The organism is Shimwellia blattae DSM 4481 = NBRC 105725, from assembly GCF_000262305.1.
In the GTDB taxonomy this organism is placed as follows: Bacteria; Pseudomonadota; Gammaproteobacteria; order Enterobacterales; family Enterobacteriaceae; genus Shimwellia; species Shimwellia blattae.
On the sequence record NC_017910.1, the window covers coordinates 3,252,302 to 3,269,954 of the forward strand.

The following is a 17,653-nucleotide window of genomic DNA, read 5'->3' on the forward strand; positions in this document are numbered from 1 at the left end:
TGCCACACTGGTAGACTAGAGCACTTTTATTTTTGGGCAGGCTGTTTTAAAGCCTGCCGTCGATCGTCCAAATGGAACCGTAACACATGCGTACTAGCCAATATCTGCTCTCCACCCTGAAGGAGACTCCCGCCGACGCGGAAGTTATCAGCCACCAGCTGATGCTGCGCGCCGGGATGATTCGCAAACTGGCCTCCGGGTTATATACCTGGCTGCCGACCGGTCTGCGTGTCCTGAAAAAAGTTGAAAACATCGTCCGTGAAGAGATGAACAACGCTGGCGCCATTGAAGTCTGCATGCCGGTTGTTCAGCCTGCGGATTTATGGCAGGAAAGCGGCCGCTGGGAAAAATACGGCCCGGAGCTGCTGCGCTTTGTTGATCGCGGCGATCGTCCGTTTGTCCTCGGCCCGACCCACGAAGAGGTCATTACGGATCTTATCCGTAACGAGCTGAGCTCCTATAAACAGCTGCCGCTGAACTTCTTCCAGATCCAGACCAAGTTCCGTGATGAAGTTCGCCCGCGCTTTGGCGTAATGCGTTCCCGCGAATTCCTGATGAAAGACGCCTACTCTTTCCATACCACTCAGGAATCCCTGCAGGAAACCTACGACAAGATGTACCAGGCTTACAGCACCATCTTCAGCCGTATGGGGCTGGACTTCCGTGCGGTACAGGCCGATACCGGCTCCATCGGCGGTAGCGCATCTCACGAATTCCAGGTGCTGGCCCAGAGCGGTGAAGACGATATTATCTTCTCTGACTCCTCTGATTACGCGGCAAACATCGAGCTGGCCGAAGCCGTTGCGCCAGCCACCCCGCGTGCTGCTGCCACCCTGGAAATGACCACGGTTGATACCCCGAATGCCAAAACCATCGCCGAGCTGGTAGAGCAGTTTGGCCTGCCGGTGGAAAAAACCGTCAAAACCCTGCTGGTTAAAGCCACCGAAGAGAGCGCCTACCCGCTGGTCGCCCTGCTGGTGCGTGGCGATCACGAGCTGAACGAAGTTAAAGCGGAAAAACTGCCCCAGGTTGCCGCACCGCTGACCTTCGCCACCGAAGAAGAAATCCGCGCCATTGTGAAAGCAGGGCCGGGATCACTGGGCCCGGTGAATATGCCGGTTCCGGTGGTTATCGACCGCACCGTTGCCGCCATGAGTGACTTTGCAGCCGGTGCCAATATCGACGGTAAACACTTCTTCGGTATTAACTGGGATCGCGATGTCGCCACCCCGGAAGTGGCCGATATCCGTAACGTGGTCGCCGGCGATCCGAGCCCGGACGGCAAAGGCAAGCTGCTTATCAAGCGCGGCATTGAAGTGGGGCATATCTTCCAGCTGGGCACAAAATATTCCGAAGCGCTGAAAGCCACGGTGCAGGGCGAAGATGGCCGCAACCAGGTTCTGACCATGGGTTGCTACGGTATCGGGGTAACCCGCGTGGTTGCCGCCGCCATTGAACAGCACTTTGACGATCGCGGTATTGTCTGGCCAGACGCCATTGCGCCGTTCCAGGTTGCCATTCTGCCAATGAACATGCACAAGTCGTTCCGCGTAAAAGAACTGGCGGAGAAAATCTACGCCGAACTGCGCGCGAAAGGCATTGAAGTGCTGATGGACGACCGTAAAGAGCGCCCGGGCGTGATGTTTGCCGATATGGAGCTTATCGGTATTCCGCACACCATCGTGATTGGCGACCGTAACCTGGATAACGACGATATTGAGTATAAATACCGCCGCGAAGGTGAAAAACAGCTGATTAAAACCGGCGATATCGTGGAATATCTGGTTTCACATATTAAAGGCTGAGTGCCTGCATAAGACAAAAACCCCGCCACGGCGGGGTTTTTTTATGGGTATCACTCAGCACAGTGCTCGCCTGGCCTGAAGGTTCCGTGGCCATCCGGCACTACGGTTTTCTCCGGCACGCCGGTATCCATATTGGGCTCCATCCGGTAGTGGGCATTAAATTCCACCATCACACCTTCCATGCCTTGTCCTCCGGCTGCAGCATAACCGCGCTCAAGCTGAACATTGTTATTCACCGGCAGCACACGCCCGGTGACACAATCCGTAAAGGTCGCCGAGTCTGCCATATAACGGTATTTACCGCGCATCGGCATGGGAGTGAGCGGCAGATCCGCCCGCACCGGCGCCAGAGTGTAATTAAGCGCGGAATCAATCCGGTTACCGGTGCTATCCAGCATCTCCAGTTGCTCCCCGGTGACGCGGAAATAGGATTTCTTCCCCCGGGTGTCGGTCAGCGTCAGCCGGTCGGCAGTGCGCGCCCAGCGCCCGTAAGAGGCAAAAGCGGAGGTCTTCCCGCGGGCGCCCTGGTAATACTCATTCATCACCCAGGTGCCGTCTTTTGCCAGAAACAGCGATGTCTCGATCCCCGCGCAGTCCGCACAGGGAATAATGCCGCGCCAGCTCTGCTGCATGGCCTGCATGCCCTGCTCCTGCACCGGTTTGAGCGGCAGCGTTTCTGCGCGGTTATTACAACCGATAAGCCCCACTCCGCCTGCCAGCAGAGCTATCATCAGCGCTAATCTGATACTGTTTTTTTTCTTTTCCATTTCATCCATCTCCTTAGTTACTACGTCAACCTGACCTTCCCGCGTAACGATTTGGTACTGGACTTCTGAGCCTTGGTTGCCAGCCGTCGCTCTTTAGATGCCCGGGTCGGTCGGGTTGCTCTGCGGCGTTTTTGTACCGCAGTCAGCTCCTGAATCAGCGCCACCAGGCGGGCAATCGCCGCCTCGCGATTTTGTGCCTGGGTGCGGTATTCCTGAGCCTTAATAATCACCACCCCCTCGGCGGTGATTAAATGGTGCTGCGCAGCAAGTAAACGCTGCTTATAAAAGTCCGGCAGGCTTGACTGGCGGATATCAAAACGCAAATGGATGGCCGAGGAGACCTTATTCACATTTTGCCCGCCCGCCCCCTGGGCACGGATCGCCGTGAGCGTGTATTCATCATCGGGAATGGCGACCTGCCGGGACAACGGGATCATGCCGCGGCCTGCCAGCAGGTCAGGTGCAGCTCCAGGTTGTGCTGCTCGTCAGACAACCAGATGATCCCCTCCTGCAGGGTAGCCTGCAAATTCATGGTACGGGTCGCCAGGCCCGCCAGTGCCGCCAGCTGTGCGTCATCCAGATACCAGACGGTCAGATTTTTATACTGGGCGGCCAGCGCCTGGTGCTGTTGCCACCACACCTGGGCGGCCCGGCTGTTATAGGTAAATAACGCCACCTGCCCTGACTGGTTACACGCTTTTTTCAGCCGACGTTCATCCGGCAGCCCCAGCTCTACCCACAAGTCGATGCCCAGGTGATCATTGCGTAACCAGACTTCTGGCTCATCGTCCGCGCACAGCCCGCGGGTAAACTGCAGCCGTTCGTCGGCATATTTGATCCATGCCAGTAGCCGCAGCATCATGCGCTGTTCCGTTTCCGACGGATGGCAGGCGAGCGTGAGGCTGGCATCGAGATACCGGTTGCGGTCCATATCGGCCACATTAACCGCCGCCTTATAAATTGTTGCTTTCAGAGCCATCGACTATTTCCTGAGACAAAGAGCCCTATTGTAGCGAAACTCCCCCACCGGCGCGATGCCGGTGAAATATCCTGCCGGGTTTCAGGAACTTCCCGTGCAGAAAACATCGCTGTGCCGCCCTATCGTCATCTTGCTAAACAGGATATATGTTCGTAGTCTTATCAGAGATCCCGGGGTATGCTCCGGGTTCGGGGCTCAGAACCGGAGGACATGTGGAAAAATATTGTGATCTGATACGCCGGCAGTACAGTGAAATTGCCAGTGGTGCGCTGGGATATGTTCCGGATGCCCTGGGGTGCGTATTAAACGTTCTGAATGAAATGGCCTCTAATGAAGCTCTTTCGCAGTCAATCAGGGAACAGGCGGCGTATGCTGCCGCGAACTTACTGGTGAGCGATTATGTCAATGAATGATGCCTATCAACCCATTAACTGTGATGACTATGACAATCTCGAACTCGCCTGCCAGCATCATCTGGTACTGACGCTGGAACTGAAAACCGGAGAGATACTCAAGGCAGGCGCCAGGGATTTGTTAACCCGCAAAAACATTGAATATCTGATTATTGATGACGCGGGCACCGAACGCGAAGTGCGGCTGGACAAAATAACCAGTTTCAGCCATCCGCAAATTGGTACTGTTGTGGTCAGTGAGTCCTGACCCTCAGCCCAGACACCCGCCGGGCGGCCAGCAGGCCGCCCCTTTTTTTTACTGCGCGGCCTGCCAGCGCAGATACCAGCAGTGATCGTCTTCCCCCTGCCCTTCCCGGGTCACAAATACCCCGGCAGCGGCGATAAGCTGCTCCCCGTAGAACAGCAGCGGCGTGGTCTCCCGCCGCCAGGGGGCGACCCCCAGCTCCTGCCAGAGCTTTTTCATCGTCCGCCCGTGCGGGCGGCCTGCCATGTGGATCATGCCGCTGGCCTGAAAACGCACCGAGACGGGCTCATCCTCCCGGGGAGGGCGCACCGCCATACCGCTGGCGGCAAACATCACCTGCCCCAGCCCTTCCGGCAGCATCAACGGCCCATAAGGCGCAGGCCACGCCAGCACAGTCTGGCGCTGGCTGGCCCGCAGGGCTACCCACCACAGCGCCCCCCGGAAGCGGCGCACCTCATGTTCCCCGAAACGTAAACGCGGTGAGGCGTCCTCCCGGCTCATGGCCACCTCATCCCACACCCGCCGGAGCGCATCCCGGGCAGGCATCACCGCCCCGTGAAGGGCAAACCAGCGGCGCAGCAGCGCCGCACGGCGAACGTGGCTCATCCCGTGCAGCTCAGCCAGCTGTAACTCGCCGTCAGGGCCGGTTACTGCCCGGAGCTGTTCGGCCAGCAGCTCATCAAGCAGTGACTCCTGCTCTGCGCATAATGCGGCACTGCGGGCGGCGCTGCGGGCAAAATAGGGCCAGCGCTGGCGCAGCAGCGGCACAATACGCAGGCGCAGAAAGTTACGATCGTAGCTGTCGTCCTGGTTACTGTCGTCTTCAATCCAGCTCAGCTGATGGTGGCGGGCATAGGCTTCCAGTTGCTGGCGGGAAAAGCCCAGCAGCGGCCTGAGGATAACGCTGTGGTTGAAGGCCAGCTCGCCGGGCATGGCAGAAAGCCCCGCCGGACCACTGCCCCGCTTCAGGGCCAGCAGCAGGGTTTCACACTGATCGTCCTGGTGCTGGGCGGTGATCAGTGCCTCTCCCGGCAGCATGCTTTCAGCCAGGGCCTGGTAGCGTTTTTCGCGGGCTTCGGCCTCAGTGCCTTTGCCGCTGTCCGTCAGGTGGACCCGGCGGGCGATAAACGGCACCTGCCAGCGCTGGCACAGAGCCTGACAGTGGCTGAGCCACTCGTCCGCATAGCGGCTGATACCGTGGTGGACATACAGTGCCCGCAGGGTGAGATCCGCCTCGTTGCGTAACTGGCAGAGCAGATGAAGTAAAACGGTGGAGTCCAGCCCGCCGCTCAGGGCCACCAGCAACTGCCGGTGACCCCGCAGGGCAGGAAGAATATCAGAAGGGATAATTGAAGGTTTCATTGCCGGTGGCTAATCATGTGACATAGTCGCACGTTAACCACAGCGGCGCGTTCAATCAAGCACTAACGCATTTTGTTTGCGGCTGACCCACCAGCGCCATACGCTCAGGGCAAGGATCAGCGCCACACAAACAACCGTCCATTTCCCCATCTGGGCAAAGAACGCATAGTAGGCGTGTATAGCATGCCCCCCGGCTTGCGACTCGGTCGTCTGCTGGGCCACAAGACCGGCCAGATAGTTAGCCACCGAGCCGGTTGCCAGCATATAAATACCGGTCAGCAGGCCGGTTACCCCGGGCAGGTTCAGACGGGTTATCTGCGCCATCGCGACCGGGTCGATAAACAGCTCGGCAAACCCCATCAGAGACAGCCCCGCCACCATCATCCACATGGAGGACTGGCCGTGAATCTCACCCAGGCGCGCATTAAGCGCCAGCACCATAAAGCCTGCGGCCATCAGCGCCAGCCCGCAGGAGAATTTCAGCCACACCACCAGTTTTGAGCTGCTGGCCGTTCCCAGCTGTGAAAGCCAGGCCAGCACCACCCCGGCCACCATGACCGCCACCGCATTCACTGACTGGAACAGGGCCGTTGGCACTTCCGTTCCGAAAGCCTGACGGTTAACAAAGTGGTCAATAAACAGGCTGATTGAGCTGCCGCCCTGCTGTGCGAGGATCCAGAACAGTGTCCCGGTAGCCATCAGCAACACCACCTGCCACAGCGCCTTGCGCTGCTCCCGTTCGCGGGCCATGATCCTGGCCACAATAAAGACCGCGCCTGCACACACCAGCGCGAGCAAATAGCCGGACAAATCATACTGAAGCAGCGCGGTAAAGAAGAACGGCGAGAGTAAAACCCCCACGACCAGCCAGCCCCAGGCCGGAATACCGGCGTTTTTCTTCTTCAGGGCAATGGTGTTTATGCCACGCGTGGCGGCAAAATGCTTACGCCCGGTCATAAAAATCAGCAGGCCCAGGAACATGCCGATCCCGGCCAGGGCGAAGCCCACATGCCAGCCGTACCACTGGGCCGCCAGACCGCAGGCAATCGGCGAGACGATAGAGCCAATATTACCGGCGGCATACAGCAGTGAGAAGCCCCCGTCGCGGCGCGGATCGTCGGGTGTATAAAGCTCACCAAGCAGCACGCTGATATTGGATTTAAATAATCCGTACCCGCAGATAATAATCCCCAGCGCCAGGTACAGCGACCAGACCGCGTCAGATTCCAGGCCCAGCACAATATGGCCGAGGGTCATCAGGATAGCACCAAGTAAGACGGCAACACGATTGCCCAGCAGGCGGTCGGCAATCCAGCCGCCGAGAATAGGGGTAATGTAAACTAAGGACGCATAAGCGCTGAACAATGTGATGGCGTTACTGTCGGAGTAACCAAGCTGGTGGGTTAAATAGAGGATAAGAATGGCGCGCATGCCATAGAAACTGAAATATTCCCAAATCTGAATCGCCACGATGTAGTAAATCGCGCGCGGTTGTGAGGGTGTTTTCATGTATTCTCCCAGCCCGAACCCCGGGCAAAAAAAGAAAAAAGGGAAGTGGCCTGAGCCACTTCCCTTCTGTCAGTTATTACTCAGCGCTGGATTTTTTCAGCACCTTAACAGTGTAGCGACCGTCAGTCTGGCGGTATGCACCGTGAATATCTGTTTCGAAGCCCGGGTAGTGTGCACCGATTTCGCACAGCATTTCCAGGAATTCGAGCACCGGACGGCTCTCTTCGGTGATCATTTCACCAGGCATTACCAGCGGAACTCCAGGAGGGTACGGGAGGATCATGTTGGCGTTAACGCGGCCAACCATCTCATCCATATACACTTCTTCCACTTCACCGTGCAGCTCTTTCTGGAAGGCTTTGTACGGAGTCATCACCATATCCGGCAGCACTTCGAATGCGCGGAACATCAGATCCGGCAGGTTGTGATGCTGAATCAGTTTGTGGATGTTCGCAGCCAGGTCCTGAATACGCATGTTTTCATAGAATTCAGGCGCTTCGTTGTACAGAGACGGCAGAATGTTTTTCACACGCAGGTTGCGGTCAAATGCACGTTTGAAGTCAGTCAGGGCACGCAGCAGGCTCAGAGCCTTGGTGTTGTCGATACCGATGCTGAACAGGAACAGCAGGTTATACGGGCCAGTTTTCTCAACGATGATACCGTGTTCGTCGAGGTATTTAGCCACGATGCTTGCCGGAATACCGAACTCACCCATAGTACCGTCTTTTTCCAGCCCCGGAGTCAGGAGAGTGACTTTGATCGGGTCAAGGTACATGTGGTTGTTGTCGATATCTTTAAAGCCGTGCCATTCGCTGTCAGAGCTCAGCGGCCAGCATTCTGCTTTCTCGATACCTTCCGGCTGCCATACGTCGAAGAACCAGCTTTCAGACTCACCGCGCAGACGTTTGATCTCTTTACGGAAGGTGATAGCACGTTTGATGGAGCCTTCGATCAGACGTTTACCGGAGTTACCTTTCATCATCGCCGCAGCGGTTTCAGTGGAAGCCACGATACCGTAATGCGGAGAAGTGGTGGTGTGCATCATGTAGGCTTCGTTAAAGGTTTCTTCGTTGACGTCGCCTTTAACGTGGATCATGGATGCCTGAGAGAACGCAGCCAGCAGTTTGTGAGTAGACTGAGTTTCATAGATAACTTTGCCTTCTACACGGTCACCGCTCATCCCGCACAGACCTTTGTAGATCGGGCTGAAGTTGGTGTAAGGAACCCATGCAGAGTCAAAGTGGATAGATTTCACATCCAGAGTCTGTTTGATGAAATCAGTGTTGTACAGCAGACCGTCGTAAGTGGAGTTAGTCACTACGGCATGAACAGGCCAGGTCGCATTCGGCGTAGATTTCACACGAGCTTCGATAGTTTCGTGTTTGAACTCGCTCTGCGGGATACCACCCAGGATACCGTAAGCGTTACGGGTCGGGCGGAAGTAGATCGGGGTAACATCGCTCATCATCATCAGGTGAGTCAGAGATTTGTGGCAGTTACGGTCGATCAGGATGGTGCTGCCTGCCGGTGCAGAATACATACCGATGATTTTGTTAGCGGTAGAAGTACCGTTAGTCACCATGTAGCTGCGTTCAGCGTTAAATACGTTTGCGATGTACTCTTCAGCTTCTTTATGCGGGCCGCTGTGGTCCAGCAGGGAGCCCAGCTCAGAAACAGAGATAGAGATATCAGATTTCATGGCGTTAGCGCCGAAGAAATCATAGAACAGGCTACCTACCGGGCTTTTCTGGAAAGCAGTACCGCCCATGTGACCCGGAGTACAGAAGGTGTATTTACCTTCGCGAACATATTTGAACAGCGCTTTGGTCAGCGGAGGCAGGATCTCGTCAATATATTCGTCAGTTGTCTGTTTGATTTTTGCTGCGATATCAGCAGAACCGCCCAGTGCATACTCGAAGAAACGAACATTCAGGCGCAGATCGCTCAGGCTAACGTCCATAGCGGACTGGGTGTTAGCAAACGCGTACAGCGGCAGTTTTTCGTTCAGTTTGCTGATGTCTTCGCACAGACCCAGGTTGTAGGTATCCCAGTCAAAGACCACGCCAGCCAGCTGGGCGTTGTTTTCGATAACTTTCATTAAGTCGTCGCGGTCAACAGGATACACAATGCGGAAGCCTAAACCTTCCAGGGCTTTGTGCAGTTCACGGATGGGCTCTTCTTTGAAGTAGACGCCCAAGTGATTCATGATAGCAATTACGTTCATAATCATAACTCCAGGCAGATCTTGCCCCTCCCGACACTATTGCGGGTGGAAGGAGGGGCGAAAAATTGAGAAATCAGGACAGAGGTGCTTACAGCGCGTCTGCAGTGTTAGACGGCTTTTTGTCGTGCATTTTGCGGGCGTAGAACATCAGGATGATCAGGCTCACAATGAAGGTACCGGACAGTTCGAAAGAACCCGCACCCATCAGCGCGATGAAGCAGAATGCACAACCCAGAACAGAACATACCAGGCTTGCTGCGTTACGCAGGTTGATCCCTTCGAAACGAATCAGGTCAACACAAGAGTAGAAGTAAGGCAGCATGGTCAGCAGAACCGCGATACCGGTCAGCTCACCGAACAGGTCAGAGGCTTTACCACCGCTGGAGTTCATGATGGTAATCAGCACCATCAGCGCAGTCATTTTGCAGGCTGCCAGCAGCAGGCCTTTTTTAGGCACACCGTTTTTATCCAGTTCACCGTACACTTTCGGGAAGTTGCCATCTTTGGCGGCGCGAACACCAGCCTGGCCAACCAGCATCATCCAGGAGCCCAGAGAAGTCAGGCAGGCAAATGCGGTGAAGGCAGAAACAACCGGTGCTGCCCAGTTACCCAGAATGGTGGAAGCACTGATAGCGAACGGCGCACCAGAAGCGGCCATGGTAGAAGCAGGATACATACCGCTGATAACCTGAGTTGCGGCAACGTATACGATACCCGCCAGTGCAGTACCCATCATGGTAGCCAGCGGAACAGTACGTTTCGGGTTATCAACCATACCGGTACTTACGGCTGCGGATTCAACACCCACGAACGCCCACAGGCACAGCAGGATACTGCTGATGATGGCCTGCATGTTCGGTTTTTCAGAGGTGTTCCAGTTTGCCTGATAGGTGGCAGCATCAAACCAGTGCCAGCCAGCGATAGCGGTCATGATAACCGGGATAAGCACTAATACCAGACCAATAGTGGTCAGACGGCTCACCCAGGCACCACCCAGCATGTTCACGAAAGTGAAGACCCAGACAATGGCGATACAGGCGATACCGGCAGCGATTGGGCTGTTTAATGCCGGGAAGAATGTAGAAAGATAAGAGACAGCAGTAATACCGATTGCGAGGTTACCAATCCAGTTGGCGTGGTAATAAAGAACACCGGTCTGGAAACCAAATGCCGGGGAAATTTCACCAGCGTAGGCGATTGGGCCACCTTCCTGCGGGTTCTTGGTTGCCAGCCGGGCATAAACATAAGCCAGAGACATTGCACCAATAATAGAAATTACCCAACCCCAGATGGAAATACCACCGATGCTTGCGAGGTTCGCAGGTAATAGTGCAATACCGCTCCCCATCATATTACCGGCAACAACACCGGTACAGGCGAAAAGCCCGATTTTCTTTGCTGAACTCATATATTCGCATTCTCCAGATAATTGTCAGGAGGTACGGATGCAGTGAATGAGTCGCTCACTGCCCCCACCGATGAGATGGAGAATAATCACTCATGAAAGTAAAGTCCTAAAGATTAGGTGAAATAAACACAAACATCCTACAAATGACAAGATGAGATTTTTCCCTGAATTATAAACATCAGGAAAAGATCTCAGATAAAGATAAACATCGTTATTTTTCAACAAATAACGATGTTATCAGGCGTTATAATTATGCTGCCGTGGCTAATAAAAATGCGTTTAATGCACACTTTTACATCACATTTGCGTAACACAGAAAAATGCCGCCGCGTGATGATAACCAGGCGGCGGCATTAATTATTCAGATTCGGAGATAAAATTATCGAGCCAGGGGACCACATTTGCGATGGATGTCTGGAAGAAACTGTTCTTGATCCAGTACAGGGTGTTGTTGCCCGGGCGCAAATTAAACGCGGTAATATACGCATCCGCGGCCAGGCGATTCTCACCCTTCATTTCGAAAACCTTACCCAGCAGTACATAATTGAGCCAGGACATTTCCAGCTCAATGGATTTATTAATCGCCGCGTAGGCATCATCAGTTTTGCCCTGTACGATTAAATCAACCGCGCGGATTTGGTAATAAATAGAGTTATTATCCATGTCCGGAAGGTTGCCGAGCGCATTCATTTGCTGGTGTAAATCCGCAAGTGCTGCATCACTTAACGGCTGCTGAGAATGGCGCAGAATATCTACCAGCAACTTCTCTGAATGGGCAAACGTAAAATCCGGATAGGTGCGGATAATATCGCTGAACATTTTACTGGCTTTGGTCAGGGAGTCTGCGTCGCCGTCAATCAGCAGCTGGTGCGCTATAAAATAGCTCTGCAGCGCCTGGCCCTGCTCCGGCACATTCTGGCGCAGACGCTCTTTCATCACGTCCGGCCACGGCTGTTGCAGCACCACAGACAGGTTGTTGAGCAGATCGTTCTGGATTTCGACCAGGTTATCGCGGGTAATAAAATAGCGCTTATCCAGCATGACGGAGCGGTCCGCGTTATCCACCAGTTTGACGGACATAAAACACTGCTGGGAGCGATAGTGCCGCTGATTAACAAATTCAATATTCAGCGACTTGCCCGATGTGCTCGGGTTATTGATATTGAAATCGGTCTTATCATGCACCAGGAACGTCGACCAGGTATTGAGGGAGGAAGAGATAAGCTCACTAATCCCCACCACATACGAACGCTGTGATGACCAGTTACTGCAGGAGTTGCCATTGACCAGGCGGATATCAATATCTCGCGGGTTAAGCAGCAGCTTGTCGGAGGTTACCGGCGGGCGCAGTGACCAGGTGGCCATGCCAATCAGGATCACGCAGGCGGCCAGCGCGGCAAAAAACAGGAGCCACACCCAGATGCGCGCCCGGCGCAGTACCCGGGCAGGGATCCCCACAGGCTCCGCTTTCGCGGCCACGGCCGTGGCCGCAGGAACCTCCCCGCCCGGCAACGCGGCGGCAACCGGTGCCGCACTCCCCTCTTCCGCGCCAGCGCTCTCGCTTACGGTGTCTGGCTGTGCGTCCGGCCACTCAACAGTGGCAGAGAGTTTATAGCCGCGCTTGGGAACGGTAACGATGTACTCCTGCCCTTCTTCACCGCCGCTTTTGAGTGATTTTCGCAGTTCAGAGATAGACTGAGTCACCACGTGGCTGGTCACGATATTGCGTTTCCAGACATTATCAATCAGCTCATCACGGCTCAGAACCACATCCGGGTGATGGGCGAAGAACGTCAGCAAGTCGATAAGACGGGGTTCAAGAGTCTCAGTATGACCGGGCTTGCTTATCTGATTGATCGCTGGCGTAACCAGCCAGGCCCCAACGCGGAAGACGGGTTGTTGCATATAAGAAAATACTCAAAGCCATTAAGAGGAAAGTACCAATGATACCATAAGTTATTTTTCCAGCCTGAAAGCAGGTATCCTTCGCGTGCTACTTCTCGTAAAGCTCCAGCGGCAGGCCGTCAGGATCAGTAAAAAAAGTAAAGCGTTTATCTGTACAGGGGTCAGTCCGCACCGGCTCACAGGCCACGCCATGCGCTTCAAGCCAGGCGATGGAGCTGTCGAGGTTGCTGACGCTAAACGCCAGGTGGCGCAGACCGCAGGCTTCCGGGCGGCTCGGCCTGGCTGGCGGAAAGGGGAAAGAAAACAGCTCAATGACATACTGACCGTTAAGGGCCAGGTCGCCTTTCCAGGAGTCCCGCTCTTCACGGTACACTTCACTGAGCAGCGTAAACCCGAGGATATCGCAGTAAAATGCCTTACTGCGCGAGTAGCTGGTGGCGATCACCGCAATATGATGGACATGCTCTAAACCCGCAGACATCACTCTCTCCTGTTGACAGTGGCGCAGGCTGTTTGCGCCGCAGAAAAAAAAGGCCGGTACAACACCGGCCTTTACTGAAGGGCAACGATCACGCGTAACCGTAGCTCATCAGGCGCTGGTAGCGTCTGTCCAGCAGCTCTTCTTTATTCAGCGTATCCAGGTCCGCCAGATCTTCAAGCAACCGGGCTTTCAGGGACTCGGCCATGGCTTCCGGGTTGCGGTGCGCCCCGCCCAGTGGCTCCTGAACCACAGAGTCGATAAGTTTCAGCTCTTTCAGACGCGGTGCGGTAATGCCCATCGCCTCTGCGGCCAGCGGTGCCTTCTCGGCGCTTTTCCACAGAATAGAGGCACAGCCTTCCGGCGAGATAACGGAATAGGTGCTGTACTGCAGCATATTCACTTTATCGCCCACGCCGATAGCCAGCGCGCCGCCGGAGCCGCCTTCACCAATCACGGTGCAGATAACCGGCACACTCAGGCGCGACATTTCGCGCAGGTTACGGGCGATAGCCTCAGACTGGCCACGCTCTTCGGCCCCCACACCAGGGTACGCCCCGGGGGTGTCGATAAACGTAATGACAGGCATGTTAAACCGCTCGGCCATTTCCATCAGGCGCAGCGCTTTGCGGTAGCCTTCCGGTGCCGGCATCCCGAAGTTGCGGCGAATTTTTTCTTTGGTTTCGCGGCCTTTCTGGTGGCCAATCACCATCACAGGGCGGCCAGAAAGGCGGGCAATCCCCCCGACAATGGCTTTATCGTCCGCATAAGCGCGATCACCGGCCAGCTCGTCAAACTCGTCAAAGATAAGACGCAGGTAATCCAGGGTGTACGGGCGCTGCGGGTGGCGCGCCAGCTGTGCAATCTGCCATGCCCCCAGGTCGGCGAAGATTTTACGGGTCAGCTCTACGCTTTTTTCACGCAGGCGGTGTACCTCTTCGTCGATATTAATATCGAGTTTTTCATCCTGGCGGCTAACCGCAGTCAGGGAATCGATTTTCGCTTCCAGCTCTGCAATTGGCTGTTCAAAATCTAGGAAATTCAGACTCATAGTATTCCTGTTTTAGTCAAACTCCAGTTCCACCTGCTCCGTACCTACCAGGCTGCGTAAATCATTAAGCAATTTATCGCTCGGAGAGACTCGCCATGTTGCCCCGAATCGCAACCGGGCGCGGGCGTCCTCTCGCTGGTAATAAAGATGTACTGGAATAGTTCCCGAACGGTGGGGTTCCAGAGACTGGCGGAGACGGTTTAAAAGCTGGTCATCAATTTGCCTGTCCGTCAGCGAGATAGCAAGCCCGCGTGCATACTTTTCGCGTGCTTCGTCAATGTCCATCACTTCCCGGGCGGTCATTTTAAGACCACCACTGAAGTCATCAAAGCTGACCTGTCCGCTAACGATCAAAATACGGTCTTTCTCCAGCAAGTGCTGGTACTTCTCCAGGGCGTCGGTAAATAACATCACCTCCAGACGCCCGGAACGGTCATCCAGGGTACAGATACCGATCCTGTTACCGCGCTTGGTGACCATAACCCGCGCAGCAAGCACCAGTCCGGCGGCGGTAATCACTTTACCACGTTCGGTCGGGTGCATCTCCTTCAGGCGCATGCCACCGACATAGCGCTCAATTTCTTTCAGGTACTGGGTAATCGGGTGCCCGGTCAGATACAGCCCCAGGGTCTCCCGCTCTCCGTCCAGCACCACCTGTTCCGGCCAGGGGGTGCAGTTGGCGTACGACTGCTCTATCTGCTCTGGCTCTTCGGCCAGCACCCCGAACATATCGGCCTGGCCGATGGCCTCTGCCTTCGCGTGCTGATCGGCGGCTTTCAGCGCATCGTTAAGCGAATTCATCAGCGCCGCCCGGTGCGGCCCGAGGCGGTCAAAGGCCCCGGACATAATCAGCTTTTCCAGCACCCGGCGATTTAATTTTTTGGTGTCGGTCCGGGCGCAGAGATCAAACAGCTCCCGGAAGTAACCGCCCTGGTTACGGGCCTCAATAATGGCCTCTATCGGGCCTTCCCCCACCCCCTTGATAGCCCCGATACCGTAAACAATTTCGCCGTCGTCATTAACGTGGAAATGATACAGCCCCGAGTTAATATCCGGCGGCAGGATTTTTAACCCCATGCGCCAGCACTCATCCACCAGGCCGACCACCTTCTCGGTGTTGTCCATATCGGCGGTCATCACTGCCGCCATAAACTCTGCCGGGTAGTGGGCCTTCAGCCACAGGGTCTGGTAAGAGACCAGCGCGTATGCCGCGGAGTGAGATTTGTTAAATCCGTACCCGGCGAATTTCTCCACCAGGTCGAAAATTTTCATCGCCAGTTCGCCATCAACGCCGTTTTTCTTCGCCCCTTCTTCGAAGGTGCCGCGCTGTTTGGCCATCTCTTCCGGTTTTTTCTTACCCATGGCGCGGCGCAGCATATCCGCCCCCCCCAGGGTATAACCGGAGAGCACCTGGGCTATCTGCATCACCTGTTCCTGGTACAGGATAATACCGTAGGTCGGCTCCAGTACCGGTTTCAGGCTCTCATGCTGCCACTGCACATCCGGGTAGGAGATCTCTTCTCGGCCGTGTTTACGGTCGATAAAGTTATCCACCATCCCGGACTGGAGCGGGCCCGGGCGGAACAGGGCCACCAGGGCTATCATATCTTCAAAGCAGTCCGGCTGAAGGCGTTTGATAAGATCCTTCATGCCCCGGGATTCCAGCTGGAATACCGCAGTGGTTTCCGAGCGCTGGAGCATATCAAAACTTTTCTTGTCGTCCAGCGGAATTGCCGCGATATCGACAGGCTCCAGCCCCTGCTTCGCCCGGCGGGCGTTAATCATCTCCAGCGCCCAGTTGATAATGGTCAGGGTACGCAGGCCCAGGAAGTCAAACTTCACCAGCCCGGCGTATTCTACGTCGCTCTTATCAAACTGGGTGACCGGGTGCTGCCCCTGTTCATCACAATACAGGGGCGCGAAATCTGTAATTTTGGTGGGCGAAATCACCACCCCACCGGCGTGTTTACCGGCGTTACGGGTGACCCCTTCCAGGCGGCGCGCCATATCAATCAGCGCCCGGACTTCTTCATCCGCCTCGTAGATTTCCGGCAGCTGCGGCTCTGCCTCAAAGGCTTTTTCCAGGGTCATACCCGGGTCTGGCGGGATCAGTTTGGAGATCCGGTCCACAAACCCGTAAGGGTGGCCCAGCACGCGGCCCACATCGCGGATCACCGCTTTGGCCGCCATCGTACCGAAGGTAATAATCTGCGATACCGCATCGCGGCCATACATCTCCGAGACGTGCTCAATCACCCGGTCGCGTTTTTCCATACAGAAGTCAACGTCGAAGTCCGGCATCGATACACGTTCCGGGTTCAGGAAGCGTTCGAACAGCAGATCCAGCTCCAGCGGATCAAGATCGGTAATTTTCAGCGAGTAAGCCACCAGGGAGCCCGCACCGGAGCCACGCCCTGGCCCTACCGGCACGCCGTTATCCTTGGACCACTGGATAAACTCCATCACTATCAGGAAGTAGCCCGGGAAGCCCATCTGGTTGATAACTTTAAGCTCGGTTTCCAGACGCTCATCATAAGGGGGGCGCTTCTGTGCACGCTCGTCCGGATCCGGGAACAGAAACGCCAGGCGCTCTTCCAGCCCCTCATGGGATTTTTTCACCAGATAATCTTCGGTGGTCATATCCCCGGTGGGGAACTGGGGCAGGAAGTAGGTGCCCAGGCGCACCGTCACGTTGCAGCGTTTGGCTATCTCAACCGTGTTCTGTAACGCCTCGGGAATATCGGCAAACAGCTCGCACATCTCGTCTTCGCTGCGCATATATTGCTGGGCGGAGTAGTTACGGGGGCGTTTAGGATCATCAAGGGTAAAGCCGTCATGGATAGCCACGCGGATTTCGTGCGCTTCGAACTCGTCCTGCTCGCGAAAGCGGACGTCATTCGTCGCGACCACCGGAGTGCCGGTCTCTTCCGCCAGGGCAACCGCCGCATGGAGGTAGGTTTCTTCATCCTGCCGCCCGGTGCGGATAAGCTCCAGATAATAGCGATCGGCGAAATGCTGCTGATAAAAACTGAGCGCCTGCTCTGCCAGCACATGGTTACCGCGCACCAGCGCTTTCCCCACATCCCCGTGGCGGGCGCCGGAAAGCAGGATAAGCCCGTCGTTGAGCTCTTCCAGCCATGCCTGATCGATCCACGGGCCTTCTGCCCCATAACCACGCTGGTAGGCCCGGGAAATTAACAGGGTAAGGTTCTGATAGCCATCGTTATTCATGGCCAGAATGGTCAGATCACACAGCTCGTCCGGGAAGAGTTCGCAGGCCATATGCACATCGGCCCCGATCACCGGTTTCATACCGGCGCCATGGGCACCGTTATAAAACTTCACCAGCCCGCACATGTTGGTGAAGTCTGTAATCGCCATGGCTGGCATCCCCAGCGCTGCGGCTTTCTTCACCAGCGGGCCGATTTTCGCCAGCCCGTCGATCATAGAATAGTCACTGTGCACCCGCAGGTGCACAAAACGAGGTTCAGCCATGTTAATTTCTTAA

14 protein-coding genes are annotated in these 17,653 nt (G+C 55.5%); 3 read left to right on the forward strand and 11 right to left on the reverse strand.

From position 1 onward, the window contains the following. Positions 1-86 precede the first annotated feature (86 nt). On the forward strand, positions 87-1,805 hold the full coding sequence (gene proS, locus EBL_RS15315; protein WP_002441060.1) for a proline--tRNA ligase: 1,719 nt from the start codon (positions 87-89) through the stop codon (positions 1,803-1,805). Positions 1,806-1,855: 50 nt separating this feature from the next. Here proS and nlpE read toward each other — a convergent pair whose 3' ends face one another. From nlpE to EBL_RS15330, 3 genes are read right to left on the reverse strand one after another with little or no spacing between them, the layout of a single operon-like run. Next, on the reverse strand, positions 1,856-2,536 hold the full coding sequence (gene nlpE / locus EBL_RS15320) for an envelope stress response activation lipoprotein NlpE (RefSeq protein WP_174270553.1): 681 nt from the start codon (positions 2,534-2,536) through the stop codon (positions 1,856-1,858). A gap of 56 nt (positions 2,537-2,592) precedes the next feature. Next, positions 2,593-3,009: an alternative ribosome rescue aminoacyl-tRNA hydrolase ArfB gene (gene arfB, locus EBL_RS15325; protein ID WP_002441064.1), complete on the reverse strand. Its 417-nt coding sequence runs from the start codon at positions 3,007-3,009 to the stop codon at positions 2,593-2,595. Next, positions 3,006-3,551 (reverse strand): YaeQ family protein, encoded by a 546-nt coding sequence (locus EBL_RS15330; RefSeq protein ID WP_002441065.1) that lies wholly within the window; start codon positions 3,549-3,551, stop codon positions 3,006-3,008. Before EBL_RS15330 ends, arfB begins: the two co-directional genes overlap by 4 nt. 212 nt (positions 3,552-3,763) lie before the next feature. Here EBL_RS15330 and EBL_RS15335 point away from each other — a divergent pair, with 212 nt between their 5' ends. Together EBL_RS15335 and rof are read left to right on the forward strand one after the other, a co-directional pair. Continuing rightward, the gene (locus EBL_RS15335) at positions 3,764-3,964 is read left to right on the forward strand and encodes a YaeP family protein (RefSeq protein WP_034920208.1); all 201 of its coding nucleotides are present in this window, start codon (positions 3,764-3,766) and stop codon (positions 3,962-3,964) included. Next, positions 3,951-4,211, forward strand: a complete 261-nt coding sequence (rof, locus tag EBL_RS15340) for a Rho-binding antiterminator (RefSeq protein ID WP_002441069.1) — start codon at positions 3,951-3,953, stop codon at positions 4,209-4,211. The genes EBL_RS15335 and rof overlap by 14 nt, the downstream gene beginning before the upstream one ends. Before the next feature lie 48 nt (positions 4,212-4,259). On the opposite strand, the gene tilS is transcribed toward rof, so the two are convergent. From tilS to dnaE, 8 genes are all read right to left on the reverse strand, one after another. After that, entirely contained in the window at positions 4,260-5,570 is a 1,311-nt protein-coding gene (tilS, locus tag EBL_RS15345) for a tRNA lysidine(34) synthetase TilS (RefSeq protein WP_002441070.1), read from the reverse strand. Between the two features lie 51 nt (positions 5,571-5,621). After that, positions 5,622-7,079, reverse strand: coding sequence for an oligopeptide:H+ symporter (locus EBL_RS15350; RefSeq protein WP_002441072.1), 1,458 nt, complete (start codon positions 7,077-7,079; stop codon positions 5,622-5,624). A 76-nt stretch (positions 7,080-7,155) separates the two neighbouring features. After that, entirely contained in the window at positions 7,156-9,303 is a 2,148-nt protein-coding gene (locus tag EBL_RS15355; protein ID WP_002441073.1) for a lysine decarboxylase CadA, read from the reverse strand. 88 nt (positions 9,304-9,391) lie between these two features. Continuing rightward, on the reverse strand, positions 9,392-10,711 hold the full coding sequence (cadB, locus tag EBL_RS15360) for a cadaverine/lysine antiporter (RefSeq protein WP_002441076.1): 1,320 nt from the start codon (positions 10,709-10,711) through the stop codon (positions 9,392-9,394). Positions 10,712-11,068: 357 nt separating this feature from the next. Further along, positions 11,069-12,616 (reverse strand): lysine decarboxylation/transport transcriptional activator CadC, encoded by a 1,548-nt coding sequence (cadC, locus tag EBL_RS15365; protein WP_002441078.1) that lies wholly within the window; start codon positions 12,614-12,616, stop codon positions 11,069-11,071. Between the two features lie 88 nt (positions 12,617-12,704). Then, on the reverse strand, positions 12,705-13,097 hold the full coding sequence (locus EBL_RS15370) for a VOC family protein (RefSeq protein WP_002441080.1): 393 nt from the start codon (positions 13,095-13,097) through the stop codon (positions 12,705-12,707). A gap of 88 nt (positions 13,098-13,185) precedes the next feature. After that, positions 13,186-14,145: an acetyl-CoA carboxylase carboxyl transferase subunit alpha gene (gene accA / locus EBL_RS15375; RefSeq protein ID WP_002441082.1), complete on the reverse strand. Its 960-nt coding sequence runs from the start codon at positions 14,143-14,145 to the stop codon at positions 13,186-13,188. A 12-nt stretch (positions 14,146-14,157) separates the two neighbouring features. Beyond that, the gene (dnaE, locus tag EBL_RS15380; protein ID WP_002441084.1) at positions 14,158-17,640 is read right to left on the reverse strand and encodes a DNA polymerase III subunit alpha; all 3,483 of its coding nucleotides are present in this window, start codon (positions 17,638-17,640) and stop codon (positions 14,158-14,160) included. Positions 17,641-17,653 lie beyond the last annotated feature (13 nt).

Bases quoted from the DNA above. Each gene is read 5' to 3' on its own strand.
- EBL_RS15370 (WP_002441080.1), bottom strand. From the start codon at position 13,097: ATGTCTGCGGGTTTAGAGCATGTCCATCATATTGCGGTGATCGCCACC.
- accA (WP_002441082.1), bottom strand. From the start codon at position 14,145: ATGAGTCTGAATTTCCTAGATTTTGAACAGCCAATTGCAGAGCTGGAA.
- proS (WP_002441060.1), top strand. From the start codon at position 87: ATGCGTACTAGCCAATATCTGCTCTCCACCCTGAAGGAGACTCCCGCC.
- arfB (WP_002441064.1), bottom strand. From the start codon at position 3,009: ATGATCCCGTTGTCCCGGCAGGTCGCCATTCCCGATGATGAATACACG.
- EBL_RS15330 (WP_002441065.1), bottom strand. From the start codon at position 3,551: ATGGCTCTGAAAGCAACAATTTATAAGGCGGCGGTTAATGTGGCCGAT.
- EBL_RS15355 (WP_002441073.1), bottom strand. From the start codon at position 9,303: ATGAACGTAATTGCTATCATGAATCACTTGGGCGTCTACTTCAAAGAA.
- EBL_RS15350 (WP_002441072.1), bottom strand. From the start codon at position 7,079: ATGAAAACACCCTCACAACCGCGCGCGATTTACTACATCGTGGCGATT.
- dnaE (WP_002441084.1), bottom strand. From the start codon at position 17,640: ATGGCTGAACCTCGTTTTGTGCACCTGCGGGTGCACAGTGACTATTCT.
- cadC (WP_002441078.1), bottom strand. From the start codon at position 12,616: ATGCAACAACCCGTCTTCCGCGTTGGGGCCTGGCTGGTTACGCCAGCG.
- tilS (WP_002441070.1), bottom strand. From the start codon at position 5,570: ATGAAACCTTCAATTATCCCTTCTGATATTCTTCCTGCCCTGCGGGGT.
- nlpE (WP_174270553.1), bottom strand. From the start codon at position 2,536: ATGATAGCTCTGCTGGCAGGCGGAGTGGGGCTTATCGGTTGTAATAAC.
- rof (WP_002441069.1), top strand. From the start codon at position 3,951: ATGTCAATGAATGATGCCTATCAACCCATTAACTGTGATGACTATGAC.
- cadB (WP_002441076.1), bottom strand. From the start codon at position 10,711: ATGAGTTCAGCAAAGAAAATCGGGCTTTTCGCCTGTACCGGTGTTGTT.